The 16,809-nt window shown below is 54.4% G+C and carries 12 protein-coding genes and 2 tRNA genes; 7 read left to right on the top strand and 7 right to left on the bottom strand.

Annotated features, from left to right (window positions below; translation table 11 throughout):
• Positions 1–54: 54 nt before the first annotated feature.
• Complete coding sequence (locus Q3Y53_RS12625) at positions 55–1,527, top strand: glycoside hydrolase family 13 protein (protein WP_303536657.1); 1,473 nt, start codon at positions 55–57, stop codon at positions 1,525–1,527.
• Here the strand turns inward: Q3Y53_RS12625 and Q3Y53_RS12620 are convergent.
• Positions 1,509–1,580, bottom strand: a tRNA-Thr gene (locus Q3Y53_RS12620). The two genes, Q3Y53_RS12625 and Q3Y53_RS12620, sit on opposite strands and share 19 nt — an antisense overlap.
• A 10-nt stretch (positions 1,581–1,590) precedes the next feature.
• Positions 1,591–1,672: transfer RNA gene (locus tag Q3Y53_RS12615), tRNA-Tyr, on the bottom strand.
• 84 nt (positions 1,673–1,756) lie between these two features.
• On the opposite strand from Q3Y53_RS12615, the gene aroQ reads away from it, so the two are divergent.
• Positions 1,757–2,197 (top strand): type II 3-dehydroquinate dehydratase, encoded by a 441-nt coding sequence (gene aroQ, locus Q3Y53_RS12610; protein WP_303536654.1) that lies wholly within the window; start codon positions 1,757–1,759, stop codon positions 2,195–2,197.
• Complete coding sequence (locus Q3Y53_RS12605) at positions 2,194–2,841, top strand: tRNA-(ms[2]io[6]A)-hydroxylase (protein ID WP_226426128.1); 648 nt, start codon at positions 2,194–2,196, stop codon at positions 2,839–2,841. The genes aroQ and Q3Y53_RS12605 overlap by 4 nt, the downstream gene beginning before the upstream one ends.
• Here Q3Y53_RS12605 and Q3Y53_RS12600 read toward each other — a convergent pair.
• Together Q3Y53_RS12600 and Q3Y53_RS12595 are read right to left on the bottom strand one after the other, a co-directional pair.
• The gene (locus Q3Y53_RS12600) at positions 2,829–4,505 is read right to left on the bottom strand and encodes a SulP family inorganic anion transporter (RefSeq protein ID WP_303536650.1); all 1,677 of its coding nucleotides are present in this window, start codon (positions 4,503–4,505) and stop codon (positions 2,829–2,831) included. The two genes, Q3Y53_RS12605 and Q3Y53_RS12600, sit on opposite strands and share 13 nt — an antisense overlap.
• Position 4,506: 1 nt before the next feature.
• Entirely contained in the window at positions 4,507–4,917 is a 411-nt protein-coding gene (locus Q3Y53_RS12595; RefSeq protein WP_226426130.1) for a vitamin K epoxide reductase, read from the bottom strand.
• 116 nt (positions 4,918–5,033) lie between these two features.
• Between Q3Y53_RS12595 and Q3Y53_RS12590 the strand changes: the two genes are divergently transcribed.
• From Q3Y53_RS12590 to Q3Y53_RS12575, 4 genes are read left to right on the top strand one after another with little or no spacing between them, the layout of a single operon-like run.
• A complete protein-coding gene (locus tag Q3Y53_RS12590) occupies positions 5,034–6,020 on the top strand; it encodes a J domain-containing protein (RefSeq protein ID WP_303536646.1) in 987 nt (328 codons plus the stop codon).
• Between the two features lie 39 nt (positions 6,021–6,059).
• The gene (gene hemB, locus Q3Y53_RS12585) at positions 6,060–7,061 is read left to right on the top strand and encodes a porphobilinogen synthase (RefSeq protein WP_226426132.1); all 1,002 of its coding nucleotides are present in this window, start codon (positions 6,060–6,062) and stop codon (positions 7,059–7,061) included.
• A gap of 4 nt (positions 7,062–7,065) precedes the next feature.
• The gene (locus Q3Y53_RS12580; protein WP_226426133.1) at positions 7,066–7,464 is read left to right on the top strand and encodes a VOC family protein; all 399 of its coding nucleotides are present in this window, start codon (positions 7,066–7,068) and stop codon (positions 7,462–7,464) included.
• Positions 7,427–9,865 carry an endonuclease MutS2 gene (locus Q3Y53_RS12575; RefSeq protein ID WP_303536642.1) on the top strand — a complete coding sequence of 813 codons (2,439 nt, stop codon included), beginning with the start codon at positions 7,427–7,429 and terminating at the stop codon, positions 9,863–9,865. Before Q3Y53_RS12580 ends, Q3Y53_RS12575 begins: the two co-directional genes overlap by 38 nt.
• A 40-nt stretch (positions 9,866–9,905) precedes the next feature.
• Here the strand turns inward: Q3Y53_RS12575 and Q3Y53_RS12570 are convergent, their stop codons facing one another.
• From Q3Y53_RS12570 to Q3Y53_RS12560, 3 genes are all read right to left on the bottom strand, one after another.
• Positions 9,906–14,297 carry a multicopper oxidase domain-containing protein gene (locus tag Q3Y53_RS12570; RefSeq protein WP_303536640.1) on the bottom strand — a complete coding sequence of 1,464 codons (4,392 nt, stop codon included), beginning with the start codon at positions 14,295–14,297 and terminating at the stop codon, positions 9,906–9,908.
• 77 nt (positions 14,298–14,374) lie between these two features.
• Positions 14,375–15,118, bottom strand: a complete 744-nt coding sequence (locus Q3Y53_RS12565) for a VOC family protein (protein ID WP_303536637.1) — start codon at positions 15,116–15,118, stop codon at positions 14,375–14,377.
• A 125-nt stretch (positions 15,119–15,243) separates the two neighbouring features.
• The gene (locus Q3Y53_RS12560; protein ID WP_303536634.1) at positions 15,244–16,776 is read right to left on the bottom strand and encodes a TolC family protein; all 1,533 of its coding nucleotides are present in this window, start codon (positions 16,774–16,776) and stop codon (positions 15,244–15,246) included.
• Positions 16,777–16,809 lie beyond the last annotated feature (33 nt).

The raw sequence follows: 16,809 nt of genomic DNA, 5'->3' as shown, positions 1-16,809 counted from the left end.
TGTCTTTCTCTCCTGCTAGCCAGGAGATGGCTGACTGCAAAGGTTTTGAGAGCGATGACTCCGTTTCGAGACCCACCCGCTTGGGTTGCCGATGCGGTGCTCTATCAAATCTTTCCCGACCGTTTCCGGCGGAGTGGACGGGTCGATGCGCAGCGCTATCTCGCCCTCAAGCCATGGGGGGCGGACCCTCGCGAGGAAGGATTCCAGGGCGGGGATCTCTACGGCGTCATCGATGCTCTTGATGGGCTTCAAGCGATGGGCATCACCTGCCTCTATCTCACGCCGATCTTCAGTTCAGCCGCCAACCATCGCTATCACGCCTACGACTACTTCGAGGTTGATCCTCTGTTGGGGGGCAACGCAGCCCTAACGAAGCTCATCGAAGCTGTGCATCAGCGCGGCATGAAGGTGGTTCTGGATGGTGTGTTCAACCATTGTGGCCGCGGCTTTTGGGCCTTTCATCACCTGGTGGAGAACGGTGCGGATTCGCCGTACCGGGATTGGTTCCATGTGCACCGCTTGCCCCTCCAGCCCTATCCCGCTGAAGGCGAGGACTGCGGCTACGACGGCTGGTGGGCACTGCCTGATCTGCCTAAGTTCAACCATGCCAATCCAGGGGTGCGGGAGCACCTGCTGGCGGTTGGCCGTCACTGGCTCGAACAGGGGATTGATGGCTGGCGTCTCGACGTCCCCGCCGAGGTCCCGGCCGACTTCTGGGTGGAGTTTCGGCAGATGGTCCGCTCCACCAACCCGGAGGCCTGGATTGTTGGAGAGGTGTGGGGTGATGCAACCACCTGGCTGCAGGGGGACCACTTCGATGGCGTGATGAATTACCGGCTGGGCTGGAGCAGCATTTGCTGGGCCGCTGGTGAGGCGCTGCGGCGGGACTACCGCAATTCCGAATACCCCCTCGACCCCCTGGATTGTCAGGATCTGTTGACCATTTGGACGACAACAACGGGTTCCTATCGGGAGGTGGTGAACAGAGCCCAGATGAACCTGCTCGATAGCCATGACGTGCCCCGGGCACTTCACAGCCTCAACAACGACTTGGCGGCCCTGAAGTTGGCCCTACTGCTGCTCTTTCTCCACCCGGGAGCGCCCTGCATTTACTACGGGACCGAAGCTGCTCTGGCGGGTGGCCCTGAACCGGGCCCCTCCAGCGGTCCTGGACCGGCCTGCCGTGAGGCCTATCCCTGGGATGTCCCTTGGCCCGCTGATCTGCGCCCTTTCATTCAGTCCCTCGCAGAACTCCGCTGTGCCCATAGGGTCTTGCGCAGGGATGGTCTGCGCTGGTCAGCCCAAGGGGCGGACGTGCTTGAGGGCATTGCGGATGGCCTACGGGTCGTGATCAACCGCAGTCGCTCAAACCATGTGCCCCTAAAGATCGAGCCGGGATATTCCTGTGTTTGGAGGCTGGGAACTGTCGACAGCCAAGGTGTTGGACCGCAATCGGCGGCTGTTCTGGGGTCGAAACCCCTCTCCCCTGGTGCCGAGGGGAGGAAGGAAGCCCTTGTCGAGACTTGAACTCGAGACCTCTCCCTTACCAAGGGAGTGCTCTACCGCTGAGCTACAAGGGCATGTGGAGGATGGGCCGGGTTGGATTTGAACCAACGTAGGCAGAGCCAGCGGATTTACAGTCCGCCCCCATTAACCACTCGGGCACCGACCCGAACCACACCGCAAGAACTTACCAGTCGGTGTGTCCTTCTCCATGATCTCGATACGATCTGCCGAGCTGAACCGATCCCCAGCCATGCACATTCTGCTGCTGAACGGTCCGAATCTGAACCTGTTGGGCCAGCGTGAGCCGGGGATCTATGGCCATTCCTCTCTGGCCGACATCGAAGCGGCGCTGACCCGGGAGGCGGAACAGGAATCTGTGCAGCTGGACTGTTTTCAGAGCAATTTCGAAGGTGCCCTCGTGGACCGGATTCACCAGGCCATGGGCCGATGCGATGGGATCTTGATCAACGCCGGGGCCTACACCCACACGTCCATCGCCATCCGTGATGCACTGGCTGGCGTCGCGATCCCCTACGTGGAATTGCATCTCAGCAACACCCATGCCAGGGAAAAGTTCCGCCATCACTCGTTTCTGGCTGAGCGCGCTGTAGGTGTGATCTGCGGCTTCGGACCCGCCAGTTACAGCCTTGCCTTGAAAGGATTGCTCAGCCACCTCAGGCCGAACGCATGACTCTCACCGTTCCTTCGAAAACGGTGGCCTCGATCCGCTGGTTGGCTGCGCCCACCAGTTGTAGCTGGGTGGAGCAGGCCAATGCCCGGCCGATGCAGGTGCTGATCGATCACGCCCACTGCGAACGCAAGGCTGCCGGGGCTGCTGTGCAAATGATGTTTCGCTATCTCTGCGAACCGGGTCTGGGCGAAGCCCTCAGCCCTCTGGCGAGGGAAGAACTGGAGCACTTCGAGAAAGTTCTTGCTCTGATCAAGGCGCGGGGGCGCTACTTGGAACCGCTGCCTTCCCCGGGCTATGGCGCTGATCTCGCCCGGCAGATCCGTAAAGGTGAGCCGCAAAGAATGCTCGACTCCTTCCTTGTGGCCGGTCTGATCGAAGCCCGCAGCCATGAGCGCATGGCTCTTCTGGCCGAGCACAGTCCGGATCCCCAGTTGAGGGCGCTTTACAGCGATCTGCTGGCGAGTGAAGCCCGCCACTTCGGCTTGTATTGGGTGCTGTGTGAGCAGCGCTATCCGCGGGAGCTGATCGTCGAGCGCCTCGAAGTGCTGGCCCGGGCTGAAGTGAAGGCGCTGGCAGGGGAGTTGGCACGCCCTGAAGATGTGCGGATGCATTCCTGCGGGGTGGATGCCAGTCAGATCAGCTGAGCGGCCTCCTGCAAGGCATCCAGCCTGGAATGCCGGAGCACACCCTCCACACCGAATTGCCGCAGCCGTTGTTCAAGGCCCTGATTTGCACCGGCGATGAACAGGGTGCGGCCCGCTGATTGTGCTTCCTCCACCATGCGTTCAATCGCCAGGGTTGCTGTGACCCCGATGCGAGGCACGTCGGTGAGGTCAAGGATCAGCACGCTGTAGCTCTGGATCAACCCCATCCGGGCACTGATCCCCTTGGCGGCGCCAAAACTCAGAGGGCCGCGCAGACGGAACAGCATCAAGGCCTTGCCGCAGCGGAGGATCAGGGCTTCCTCCTCCGGGGAGAGATTGGCGTGACGTGCCTCCGTGGCATCGGAAGGGTTGTCCTGCTCCATCCCCTCCAGTTGAGACCGCGTGATCGAATCAACGGTCAACAGGTTGGCTACGAACATCCCCACCAGAACGCCCCAGATCAGGTCCCAGAACACTGTCATCAAAAGCACCGCGTACATCAGCGCGGCCGTTTTCGCTGACAGGCGATGGGCGCGGAGGAGAAAGCCCCAGTCGATGATGTCGAGGCCGACTTTGATCAGGATTCCCGCCAGCAGCGCTGTGGGGATCTGTGCTGCCAGAGGACCCGCCCCCAGCAGCACGAGCAGCAGCACCAGGGAATGGGTCATGCCCGACCAGGGCGTCTGACCACCGGATTTGATGTTGATCACCGTTCGCATGGTGGCTCCGGCACCGGGAAGACCGGAGAGAAACCCGGCCGCGGTGTTGGCGATGCCTTGGCCGATTAGTTCACGGTTGGAGTCGTGATTGGTCTGGGTGATGTTGTCGGCCACCAGGGAGGTGAGCAATGAGTCGATGGCCCCGAGCAGGGCGAGAACCATGCCGGCTTTCACCAGCTCCGGCAGGTGTTGGCTGAAATCGGGAAACACCAGTTGCAAGCCGCCTTCCGGGATTGCACCGATCCGGGCAATGGGTTCAAGGCCCAGTTCCAGCAGCCGGTTGTCGTTGAACAGCACCAGCGACAACGGCGTCACGATCAGCAGCGCCAGCAGTGGTGTTGGCACCCACTGACGGATGCGCAGGGGGGTCAAGAACACCACGGCGAGTGTCATCAATCCAACGGCGAGCGCTGCTGGGTTCCAGCTGGGTGCCTCGATCAGCGAACTCAGGGACCCGACTACGCCGCCCCGGGTGCTCACCCCGATGAAGGGCCCGAGTTGCAGTACCAAGATGATGAAACCGATCCCCGACATGAAGCCGGAGACCACTGAATAGGGCACCAGGGTGATGAAGCGCCCCAGCCGCAGCACCCCGAGCAGGGCTTCAAAGCAACCACCGATAACCACAGCGGCCATCACCAACGGCAGCATTTCCCCGGCATTGAGATCTCGACTGATGCCAATGGCGGCCAGGCTCGAGACGATCCCCGCCACGGTGACGCTCATCGGTCCGGTGGGTCCGCTCACCTGAGCGGGAGTTCCCCCAAGCAGGGCCGCCAGGAATCCGGTGACGATTGCTCCATACAGGCCGTAGATGGCGCCGCCCGGCCCCAGGGCGGCATTGCCGAAGGCCAGGGCGAGGGGCAGGGCGACAACGGCTGCCGTTAATCCTCCGAGGAGGTCGCCTCGGATGTTGCGCTGATGCAGACCGTGAATCAGTGCCATCTCAGTTCAGGCCACTCCAGCGGCTCAGGACTTCCAAAGACTGAACTCCAACTTTTCGGCGTCCATCGGGAAGAACCCAGGTGGGGTAGGCCCGGATCTCTGCGGCGTTGCAGGCTTCGGCTTGCTCCGGCAGCTGCTTCGGCTTGCGGCACTCCACGTAGGTCACGTCCGCTCCTGCCTGTTTGCCGAAAAGGTTCATCTGCTTGAAGCAGGCCGGGCAGGTCCAAGCGCCGTAAAACTTGGCCCCAATCGCCTTCAGATGCTGCGTCAGTTCAAGGGCCTGGAGGCTGGAGTCGCGCAGGGGCTCTCCGATCGTGCTGGTCCAGGGACCTGCCGATACCGGTAGGCCACCGACAGCTCCGCCAGCTGCGACCAGCACGGTTGCCAGCAGAGATGAAGCCGTGCTCCTCATGCTGATCCAGCGGTTGGTCTGAAGCTAGGTCGCATTGGTGCGTTCGGGCTTCCCTCCATGCGGAAGTAACCACGCAAGCCCTGTTGCGGCGAGACTGTTATCACCACTGAATGGGTATGGCAGGCAGCGGATACAAGGACTATTTCCAGGTGCTCGGTGTCGATCGCAGTGCCGATGCCACTGCCATCAAGAAAGCCTTTCGCAGCCTGGCGCGCCAATACCACCCTGACGTCAACCCCGGTGATGCCCAGGCTGAAGCGCGGTTCAAGGAGATCAGTGAGGCCTACGAAGTGCTCTCCGATCCTGAGAAACGGCGTCGTTATGAGCAGTTCGGCCAGTACTGGAATCAGGCCGGCGGCATGGGCGGGGGAGCAGCTCCTGGCATGGATGTTGACTTCGGTCGCTACGGCAATTTCGATGATTTCATTAACGACCTGTTGGGCCGTTTCGGTGGACCGGCTGGCGGCGGTTTTCAGGGGGGAGGTTTCCCTGGGGGTGGATTCCCCGGCGGTGGATTCGCAGGAGGCGGTTTCCCCCGTGGTGCCAAGGCTTCACGCGCTCCGGTGAATCTGGATGCCGAAGCTTCGGTGAATGTGACCTTCGCGGAGGCCTTCCGCGGTGGCGAACGCAGCCTCTCGGTCAATAACGAGCGCGTTCAGGTGCGTATCCCTGCCGGGGTGAAGAACGGCTCGCGTCTGCGTTTGAAGGGCAAGGGCAACCTGCAACCGGGAACCGGACGGCGGGGCGACCTCTACCTCAACCTCAAGGTTCAGGAGCACCCGATCTGGCGCCTGGAGTCGGATCAGCTGCGGGCCGATCTGCCCGTCAGCCTTGATGAACTGGCTCTTGGAGGCATGGTCTCGGTGATGACGCCCGATGGTGATGCCCAGGTGAGCATTCCGGCCGGCACCGCCCCGGGCCGCAGCCTGCGGCTGAAGGGCAAAGGCTGGCCGTCGAAGACCGGTCGCGGTGATCTCCTACTCACGCTGACGCTGGCCATGCCGCCCTCATGGAGTGAGGAGGAGCGTCGCTTGCTCGAGCAGTTGCGTGCCAAGCGCACGGACCATCCACGTCAAGAGTGGCTTCGTTCGGCGGCCCTCTGATCGGGTGACCCTTACGATCACACCTTGTGTTTGGGTCTGATGGAGCTCACCTACCGCCCCCGTCGTCTTCGGCGTACGCCCGCCCTACGCGCCATGGTGCGTGAGCACAGCCTCTCGGCTGCAGACTTCATCTATCCCCTCTTTGTGCATGAAGGCGCTGAGGTGGAGCCGATCGGTGCCATGCCTGGTGCTAGCCGTTGGAGCTTGGCAGCCCTTACCGGCGAAGTGCAGCGCGCTTACGACCTGGGGGTGCGTTGCATCGTTCTCTTCCCGAAGGTGTCTGAGGGGCTGAAGACCGAAGACGGGGCTGAATGCTTCAACGCCAATGGCCTGATTCCTCGGGCAATCCGTCAGATTAAGGAAGCCATTCCTGAGATGGCGATCATGACCGACGTCGCCCTGGATCCCTACTCCTGCGATGGTCATGACGGGATCGTCAGTCAGGACGGCGTGGTCCTCAACGACGAGACGATTGAACTGCTTTGCAAGCAGGCCGTTGTGCAGGCTGAAGCGGGCGCTGATCTGATCGGCCCAAGCGACATGATGGACGGCCGGGTCGGCGCCATCCGGGAAGCCCTCGACGATGAAGGCTTCGAACATGTGGGCATCATCAGCTACACGGCGAAGTACTCCTCCGCGTACTACGGACCCTTCCGCGAGGCCCTCGACTCCGCCCCGCGTGCCGCCGGCAGCAAGCCGATCCCCAAAAACAAAGACACCTATCAGATGGATCCCGCCAATGCTCGGGAAGCCATTACCGAGGCCCAGCTCGATGAGCAGGAGGGCGCCGACATCATGATGGTGAAGCCTGGTTTGGCTTATCTCGATATCATTCACCGTCTGCGCGAGGAGTCGGAACTCCCCATCGCTGCCTACAACGTGAGTGGTGAGTATTCGATGGTGAAGGCCGCGGCGGAGAGGGGCTGGATCGATGAAAAGGCTGTCGTGCTGGAGACCTTGCTGAGCTTCAAGCGCGCCGGTGCCGATCTGATCCTCACGTACCACGCCTGCGATGCAGCGGCCTGGTTGAAGGAGGCCTGATCCGATGGCAACAGCCGATCAACCCAAGGGTGTGGATCGTCTCGGTCACGTTGCGATTCGCGTTGAGAACGTCGATCGGGCTGTTGCCTTCTACACCGATCTGGGCATGCATCTGGTCTGGCGCGCCGACGACTGGTGCTATCTGGAAGCCGGGGAAGGACGCGACGGGCTCGCCTTGTTAGGCCCGAATTACAAGGCCGCTGGCCCACATTTCGCCTTCCATTTCCGCGATCGTGAGCAGGTGGATGTGATTCACGACCGTCTCAAAGCGCAGGGTGTGCACGTTGGTGCTGTCCATGACCACCGCGACGGCACGGCGTCTTTCTATCTGAAAGACCCGGAAGGCAACTGGCTCGAAATGCTTTATGAACCCCCCGGTGGCATCCCCTCCAACTGCAATTGACTTGAGTCAAGAGGCGGATAGGGCTCAGCAGGAAACCCTTGAACTGCTGGAGTGGCATCGGGTCTGTGACCATCTCAGCGGCTTTGCCAGCACCGGCATGGGTCGTGATGCGGCCCGGGTTCAACCGCTGCCGGGCACTCTGGATGAGTCGAAACAACGCCTGGCTGAGACCGTTGAAATGGCGGTGCTCGATGACCTCACCGAAGGGGGACTCAGCTTCCGCGGCGTGCAGAACCTTGAGCCAGTGGTGCTGCGCTGCAGCAAGGGTGGGGTGGCCTCCGGTGAAGAGCTGCTGTCCGTGGCGGAAACGTTGGCAGCGGCCCGTCGCTTGCGCCGTCAGATCGACGACCCCGAGCTACGCCCGGTGTGCACTGCGTTGATTGAAACGATGGTGACGCTGCCGGAGTTGGAGCAGCGGCTCAAATTTGCCCTCGAAGAGGGGGGCCGCGTTGCTGATCGATCCAGCTCGGCGTTGTCGGCGCTGCGGCATCAATGGAACGGGCTGCGCCAGGAGCGTCGCGACAAACTTCAGGCGTTGCTGCGGCGCCTGGCCCCATCCCTGCAGGACAGTGTGATTGCCGAGCGTCATGGCCGACCTGTTCTGGCGGTTAAGGCCGGTGCGGTGAGCCAGGTGCCCGGCCAGGTTCACGACAGCTCGGCCTCAGGCAGCACCCTCTTTGTGGAACCCCGCTCGGTGCTCACGATGGGCAACAAGTTGGTGGAGCTGGAGTCGCGCATTCGCGATGAAGAACGCAAGGTGTTGGCGGAGCTGAGTGCTCTGGTGGCTGAAGAGGCATCCGCCCTCAACCAGCTTGTGGCTGTGCTGCGCACACTTGATCTTGCGCTGGCCCGCGGGCGTTACGGCCGCTGGCTTGGCGGGGTGGAGCCGCAGCTTGAGACAGCAGCGGAGGCTCCGTTTCGCTTTTCAGGTCTGCGGCACCCACTGTTGGTGTGGCAGCACATACGGGCGGATGGGCCGCCCGTGGTTCCCATTTCGGTGGAGGTGTCGCCGGAGCTGCGGGTGGTGGCGATCACTGGGCCGAACACCGGTGGCAAAACGGTCACCCTGAAAAGCATCGGCCTTGCTGCACTGATGGCGCGCGCCGGCATGCTCTTGCCCTGTTCAGGGCAACCCTCCCTGCCCTGGTGTGCCCAGGTGCTGGCGGACATCGGAGATGAGCAATCCCTTCAGCAGAGCTTGTCCACCTTCAGCGGCCATGTGAAGCGCATCGGGCGGATTCTTGAGGCGCTGCAGTGCGGTAGTGCCCCTGCCCTGGTGCTGTTGGATGAGGTGGGTGCCGGAACGGATCCCAGCGAGGGAACGGCTTTAGCAACGGCTTTGCTCAAGGCTCTTGCCGATCGAGCCCGGCTCACGATTGCAACCACTCACTTCGGTGAACTCAAGGCTCTCAAATACGACGACGCTCGTTTCGAGAATGCCTCCGTGGCCTTCAATTCCGAGACCTTGTCTCCCACCTACGAATTGCTGTGGGGAATTCCTGGACGCAGCAATGCCCTGGCGATCGCGACGCGCTTGGGTCTCGATTCGGATGTGCTTCACCAGGCCCAGCAGCTTCTGGCTCCAGGCGGAGATGGTGAGGTGAACAGTGTGATCCGCGGTTTGGAGGAGCAACGGCAGCGCCAACAGGCCGCGGCAGAAGATGCTGCAGCACTCTTGGCACGCACTGAGCTGCTGCACGAGGAGTTGCTGCAGCGCTGGCACAAGCAAAAGCAGCAGACCGCGCAACACCAGGAGCAGGGGCGTCAACGCTTGGAGCAGTCGATCCGCCAAGGCCAGAAGGAAGTTCGCACGCTGATTCGCCGGCTGCGTGATGAGCGCGCAGATGGGGAAACCGCGCGGCGGGCTGGGCAACGGTTACGCAGCTTGGAGGACCATCACCGCCCCATTCCTGAAAGGCGTGCACCCAAGCCGGGCTGGCGTCCGGCGGTGGGCGATCGCGTGCGCTTGCTGGCCCTCGGCAAGGCTGCGGATGTGTTGGCCATCTCCGATGACGGCCTTCAGCTGACGGTCCGTTGCGGGGTGATGCGCACCACGGTGGATCTTGCGGCGGTGGAAAGCCTGGATGGTCGTAAGCCGGAGCCGCCTCCAAAGCCGGTGGTGAAGGTGCAAGCCCGTTCAGCTGGCGTCGGTGGTGCACAGGTGCGCACCAGTCGTAACACCCTTGATGTGCGTGGTATGCGGGTGCATGAGGCCGAAGCGGCAGTCGAGGAATGCTTGCGCAGTGCCAATGGCCCGGTTTGGGTGATCCATGGCATCGGCACGGGCAAGCTCAAGCGCGGCCTGCGCGCCTGGCTGGACACTGTTCCCTACGTGGAACGGGTGACCGATGCTGAGCAGGGGGACGGCGGACCGGGTTGCAGCGTTGTCTGGTTACGGTGAAACTGATTAGAGGGTTTCACCTCACATCACTCTCATTAGGTCAAGAGATGAGATTGAGTTGAGAGGCTTCAATCCCAAGCACCACAACCCAGTTGTTGGAATCAGACATTTCGATACGGGTGTTGTTCCTGTCTGCAATGAGTTGGAAATCTCCTGTTATTTGAATTACATCATCTGAGGAATTAAAATCTCGAATGGTGTCAAAGCCATCTCCAACGACAAAAGTATCTGCCCCTTCACCACCGATCAGTGTGTTGCGGCCAGAACCTCCATTTAATCGATCATTATCCTTGCCACCGTATAAGACGTCATTCCTGTGACGACCGATCAGGTGATCATCACCTTCCAATCCGTAGAGTTTGTTATTGAATTGATTGCCGGTGATATGGTCGTTGCCTGATGTTCCAGTTAGTTTGTTTTGTTTGGATGAACCATTGCTGGCATGAATGGTTTTGCCAGGATTCAAAGAAGTGCTTCTGTGTTTAAAAGTCTGCATTTTTCCTTTTTGGATCTCATTGCTATCGATCGTGTAGGCATATTCGCGCCCATCCTCAAGCCGTCCGATCAGAGCACCTTGACCTCTGTTTTTTGGATTGGGCGATAAATCAATAAATGATCCATTGATGGATGTTAATCGCTCTCTGATATCTAAGGACGATTCAAGTGTAGGTATGTCTTCACTCACGGCCATAGCCATAGATCCCATCTCGCCATTGCCATGTGCAGCATGACCGCTGCCGCCTGTGTAATAGAAGGTTTTGATTGATGGTGATTTTTTTGTTGACTTTGAGTCGACTTTCAAAGCTATAAGGTTGGCAAAGCTGGATTGAATTACCTGCTCGTCAACTTCTTCTTGGGTTTGGTTATTCTCAGGTCTTGGCAGAATATAACCAGATGAAACATCAATCGCACCTTTGTAGTTGTCTTCTTTAAAAGGCCTAAAGTCTCCTGTGAAAAGGCTTGTTGCATCGGCTAGTTTTCGCCCATTAAGAGGATTGATGCCTTTAACATCTTCACCGCCGATCTCAATACCTTTTGAATTTTGAATGACATCAAAAATTCGACGACCACTGAAGGCTTCAACGGCTCCAACGCCACCTTCACCCTGTCCCACGATGATGTCGACAAAATTATCGCTATTGATATCACCTACAGCCAGGTTTATCGTTGTTTTTCCCTTTTTGTTGAATGGATTAATCCGTCCCATGAGGGAGTAATCAGCTCCGCTGTAAATCTCGATCACCGGCTTCATATTCTTGGCACCAATGCCTGCAATAATATCGGCGTGTCCGTCTCCATCGATGTCTCCGACGGCCAATGACGTCTCACTTTGTTTGGTGTATTTGATGTCCTCAAAGGGTGTGATGTCTTTCAATATATAGTTTTTATCTGTGCCATCAATCGATGTTTGGGGTTTGGCTTCGATCAGTTGTTTGGGATTTGTTGAAAACGTTATATCTGCGCCGCCGTAGAAAGATTCGCTACCAAAAATTTCACCCTTTGCACCTTTGAACCGTCCGGTGCCACCGGTTATGGTGTACAACTCTTCACCTTCTCCATCTGGATTTATATCATCAACACCATGCGACTCGCTGGTAATCAGGGAGTCTTTTCCATTCTTAGATGTAAAAACGAATTCACCCTGTGGATAAGAACTTGGGATGGTTTCTCCATTAGCTCCGGTGATTTGACTGGGATCTGTATTGGCATTCCATCCTGCGTAATTTCCTTCATTGTCAAAAACATCCTCGATATATGTTGTTCCCTCAAACGTTTTAATGCCCCATGTGCCAGTACCACCTGTTCCTTGGTGATCGCCAGGATTGTCTGATTTCTTTTCCCAGTACACATCGCTTTCCAAAGTGAGTTGCGATAAATTTGCTTCTTCATTGATATATGTTTTATCCATATCGTCTTCAGCAACTGGTGCAAAGCCAGCGAATTTATAATTACCTGTCACCGCCTGTTTTACGGCGTCTCCATCGAAAATGCGAATAGTATAATCACCACTCGTCGAGTTTTGGATCGTAACAATGTCAGTAATGTTGTCGCTAAAGCCTTTAGTGCCTGCCTTGTAATTGGCATTATTTTCCAGTGCGGGATTTCCGAAAAACTTATTGTAGTTAACATCGCCAATTGCTACATTAATGTTTTTGTTGTCCTTTCTGCTCGCGTATGGTGTCAGTTGGTACTGCTTTGATTTATCGCTTCCAAGAGTTAGGCTGACGCTGTTTTCTGCATGATCAGCAGCCAGGAAGGTTGAATCAGTGTTCAGGATAACCTTTACGGCTTGCATCATGCCGGCATCCTCATGAAAGAGGATGTGACAGTGATTCACATAAGCTCCAGGGAAATCTTCGAAGCGCATTCGAATGTTTGCCGTGAAAGGCTTGCTTCGTGGATCGTTAAGAGAAGCAGCTTGTCCATAGGGATTATCTGCTGATTCTGTTCCATCGAGGTATGCACCACCTAGTAAAACTGTGTCAGCCAGTTGATTGGTGGGATAAGCAGTGATTTGATCTGTTGTCAGTCCATTGATTTCAGTGACAACAAAATCGTTTTGATGGATGTGGAATGGGTGCGCCTCACCCCACTGACCGTTATTTTCTCCATAAGACTCATTAACGATGGTCCATTCCTCTGTTGTGCCCAGCATGGGCATGGCCAGAACGGTTTGTTCCTGGGGTGAATGGCCAAAATAACGACCATTGATTCGGTAAGCACCTTCAAAACTCTGGGGATCATTATCAGAGGGTGCAGAACCAACACCATTTTCGCCAAATCGGTCATATGCGGGTTTGCCATTCTCGTCGTTTAGAAATGCGCTCCAGACGAACTCTCTTGTCTTGAGATTACCTTTTGCAAGTTCTGCAGAGGTCTCCTCCATCCATGCCGTTATTTCAACCTTCTCTTTTTTGATATAGTCCCATGGTTCCGGCGATTCCGGTTTTTGAGATATGGCTTGCCCCGTTACATCAACTGTTGCTAAAACCTGAGGTCCCCAAACGAGGTGACCGTCATTGAATCCATAATATGATTTGCCTGCGACATTTTTCGCTGATTGCTCATTCGTTTTTGTGTTGGTAATCTTTGGAGCTAGCTCTTCGCCTAGAATTTCATCAGTACCGTTACTTAAAAAATAGTATTTACCAGGTTTTGTGAATGCATGCTGAAGAGTCATTCTGGCGCCTGGGGCGATGACAGGCGTTTCAGTTGTACTTAACAATCCCTCTACAGCTGCACCCGCAACATCACCATCAACAGCGACCAATTCAAAGTCTTCAATAGTCAGTTGCCCTTCGTACTCCCGCACCAGTTGGATAACGTGATGCGCGTTGACAGAGAAGTTGAGGAAACCAAATAAGTTCCACTCACCAACCTTTGCATCAATCGTAGGGTTATATTGTCCGTTGACTGTATGAATAATATTCTCAATGGGAGTACCATTCAGACCATTTCCATAGCCACCCATCTCTGATGGATCAGGAGCCTCAGGGTTATAACCAAAAGGCATATAGTTATAGCCTATATATTTAGCATCAGAAACGTTGTAATTTGCAATTCCATCGGCATCGTTACTAAATTTAGGAGGGGTTGCAATGGTGTAAGCATTCCCTTGAGGATCTTGATTGACCGGATCGGTGCTAGACGCTACTCGTACCTCTTGCTGCAAGCCCCATGTCTGCAGATTCATCCAGTAGACAGGATCTTCAACCGGGTCAAATTTATATAAATCGTCCGCTTCTTCAGTTGATGGCTGAATTAACAGCGGTCCTGCCAGACCTTTGGAGACTTGTATATTTGTTGCCCCATGTAGATGGGGGTGATACCAATCCGGACCTACAAAGTGATCATCGGGTACTTGGATTTCTGTATGCCATGTTTCACCGCGATCAATCGTTATTAGAACATTATCGCTATCCCCTTGAGCAGAAACATGAAGGCCATGAGTGTGTAAGTTGGTGTCGTTATAGAAAGAGTAGGTTTTATCTTCGGGTAAGTCATTGATTAACTTTATTTTAATTGTATCGCCTGGGTCGACAACAATTAGTGGGCCATGGCTTAATCCCGTCTCGCCATTGTAAAATTGGAAATCATCATTGTAAGATGAATCATCCCCAGTGTTGTTCGCTGTAAGCAGCCCCAATCCTGGGATATTGAGTTCATTAAACGACGAGAGCTTAAGTTCAAGCTCTACAACATCTCTATTAGGCCCCCAACTTGAATAGTAAAGCCCGTTGGGATCTGTATATGTATATTGTCCATCCTTATAACCAGCTTGTCCCTTTTGCCACTCTTGCCATGCACTCTGATAAGCAACTTTTTTATCTGGATGCGGTAAAACCTTCAAAAATGCATTGGAGTCAAAGCCCTTACTCCAAGCCGCATGATTGCTTTTGCCGATAATGTATGCATTACGCAAAGCAGACATTGGGCTTTTCAAAAACTGTATCCTCACTTTAATCAGTGAGGATAGATTACTTTGACTCCCACGAATTCATTTAAGTTTTAGCCCTGTGGCCAGCTGTGGTCTGTGCCATTCAGTTTGTTGTATTGCTCCATGGCAGTTATGAAGTTGTCTCGACACACAGAGCGCACTTGGTTGAATTCTAATTGCTCACCGTTTGGTCCCTTCGCATAAATGAGAGCCCATCCATCGAAAGAGCCAGGGAATTCTGTGATTGCATAGCTATCAGGAGATTGCTTGAGTTCTTCACGGTTTTCAACCTCTACTTTGCGGTTGACGGAGACTTCAGTAAGCCCACGTTTGTGTGACTCCTCAACAAGCTTGGTTGCAAATTCGTCCATATCAACGTTCGATTTCATATGAAAAGAAACGTGGGGAACATTACCAAATCCCACGGATGATGAGACAGGTTTAAAGATATTGGGTGCGGAGGGTGTTTCTGATGCACCTCTGAAATGCAAAAGCTCGAGGTTTGTGTTTCCAAATTGAATAAAACGTACGTCCAATGCATCTTTATTCCCATCTCTCAGATCTGGAACTCCATAGAATTCTGGAGAATGTTCACCTTCCTTACTCTTCAGCTCATCTTGTTGAAATAGCAGGTTGTGAAGTTCAGGCCCATAAAAGCCATCACCACCAACGGCAAGACGGCCACCCAGGATATCGATGTAGAACGTAAGAGATTTTTCAAGATCTGGAGTTGTCAATCCGAAGTGTTGAATCCCCTGTAGCATGTGGCCTAACGCAGACGCCTTCTCTTGAGGATTCGGAGAGTACAGTTCCATCTTAAAGGAAGTTTTCTTCTGTCAATATGGCCAGAAAACCAAGCTCTAGCATAAACCTGTGAGGATTGTCAGAATATCCATATATTGAGAGTGAGCCAATTGCTCCATGCCCACAACCAGGTGTCTTAGTCTGCTTTCATCACAAGGACTTCGTTATCAATCATTTGGGAAATACCTGTTGGCCATATCGACGTATAGCGATATAGTTCGGAAATTGAGTTATTATAATTGAACAGAGCTTTGTTATATCTTTGGGAGGCAGATGCCACGGCTCCAGCTGTAGTCGAGTAACTTGATGCAGAGATTTGATTTAATTTATAGAGCTGCATGTTAGTTTTTCTCGCCTCTAGGGCGTTTTTTAGGGCTGAGGCGGATGTATCTAGACTCATTTTTGCAATAGTGTATTTAGCGAATGCGGTTGCTGTTTGAGCTTCAATATTATCTCTATAGGATTGTGCTTGAGCCTCAAACCTTTTGGATTCATAATCCAAACTTTTGGCTTTTGCAGCTGCCACTGTTCCATCAAACTGCCAATTCATTTTTAAGCCAATATTTGCTTCTGGCCCATACATGTAACTTCCATATTCTTTTTGAGTCCCTGGCTGATTGTTAATTCCACTATCATTGGAATACCCTGCATAGCCATACAAGGAAATCGTCGGTATGTAGCTGTACCTCAGTGATGTCGCTAAATGACTGGAAGACTTTGCTCGAATGGAAGCGATTTTAATTTCCTCTCGATGATTGAGTGCGTGTTCAATTGTCTCCATCAGCTCCATAGGCCAGGCCCCTAATGGACGCAATTTAAAATCTTTAGAGGGTCGAATAAGAGTTCCTAGTGGTAATCCCATTTTCGACGATAATGCTGTTGCCGCTTCAATTAAAGATACGTGTTGTTGGATTCTAACCTCGAGTTGATTGTATAAGGTAGATTTGTTCTGCTGAACAGCGTTCAGGTTCGCAAGGGTTGCATTGGAATTGTATTTATCTTCAGACTCAATGAGTTGCTCAACATTATTTTTGTAATCATGCTCAAGGTCGGATATGTACTGAAGAATGCTGTATAATTTATAATAGTCTCTATGAATATCTAAAACAATATCTCGAGCAGACATATTGAAAATTAGTTCTTCTGCCTTCGCTGACTCTGTTGAACTATTGATCTTCTCACCTCTGCTTAGATTGAAAAATGTCCATCGCGCCTGTATTGCTGGAGACAAACTATCAAGTACTGTGTAGGAACTAAGTGGTTGGCTTGGAAGGCTTGATGTGCTGTAAGTACCTCCCTTTTTTGATGCGTAGCGTTGTCCAACTAACGGTAAGGTCGGAACACGGGTGATATCACCCATCGGACCAGCTCCTGAAACAGTAGGCCACCACAATCTTTTGTCACTGATGGCACTCCATTGCTTGGACTGTACGCTCTTGTAGGCAGCCTTAAGCGTTGAATTATTGGCAATTGCGTAATTAGTTGCTTCTTCAAGAGAAAACTCTTTGGCGCGACCTTGATAATCTTTTATAATCGCATCTAGCTTGTCATTTGTTTCTGAGAAATTAGCCAGTGGATTTCCAAGACTAGTCTCAACCTGCTTGGTTGCATTAGAGGCTCTAGCCCATCTCCCTCTGCTCTCAATGTCGAGAGTTGGCAAGGCAGCCAAGATCAAGAGGAAAGAGAGTAGTCCTGGCTTCAC

This window comes from Synechococcus sp. YX-04-1 (genome assembly GCF_030546365.1).
Taxonomy (GTDB): domain Bacteria; phylum Cyanobacteriota; class Cyanobacteriia; order PCC-6307; family Cyanobiaceae; genus Parasynechococcus.
This window is presented reverse-complemented; position numbering and strand designations above follow the sequence as displayed.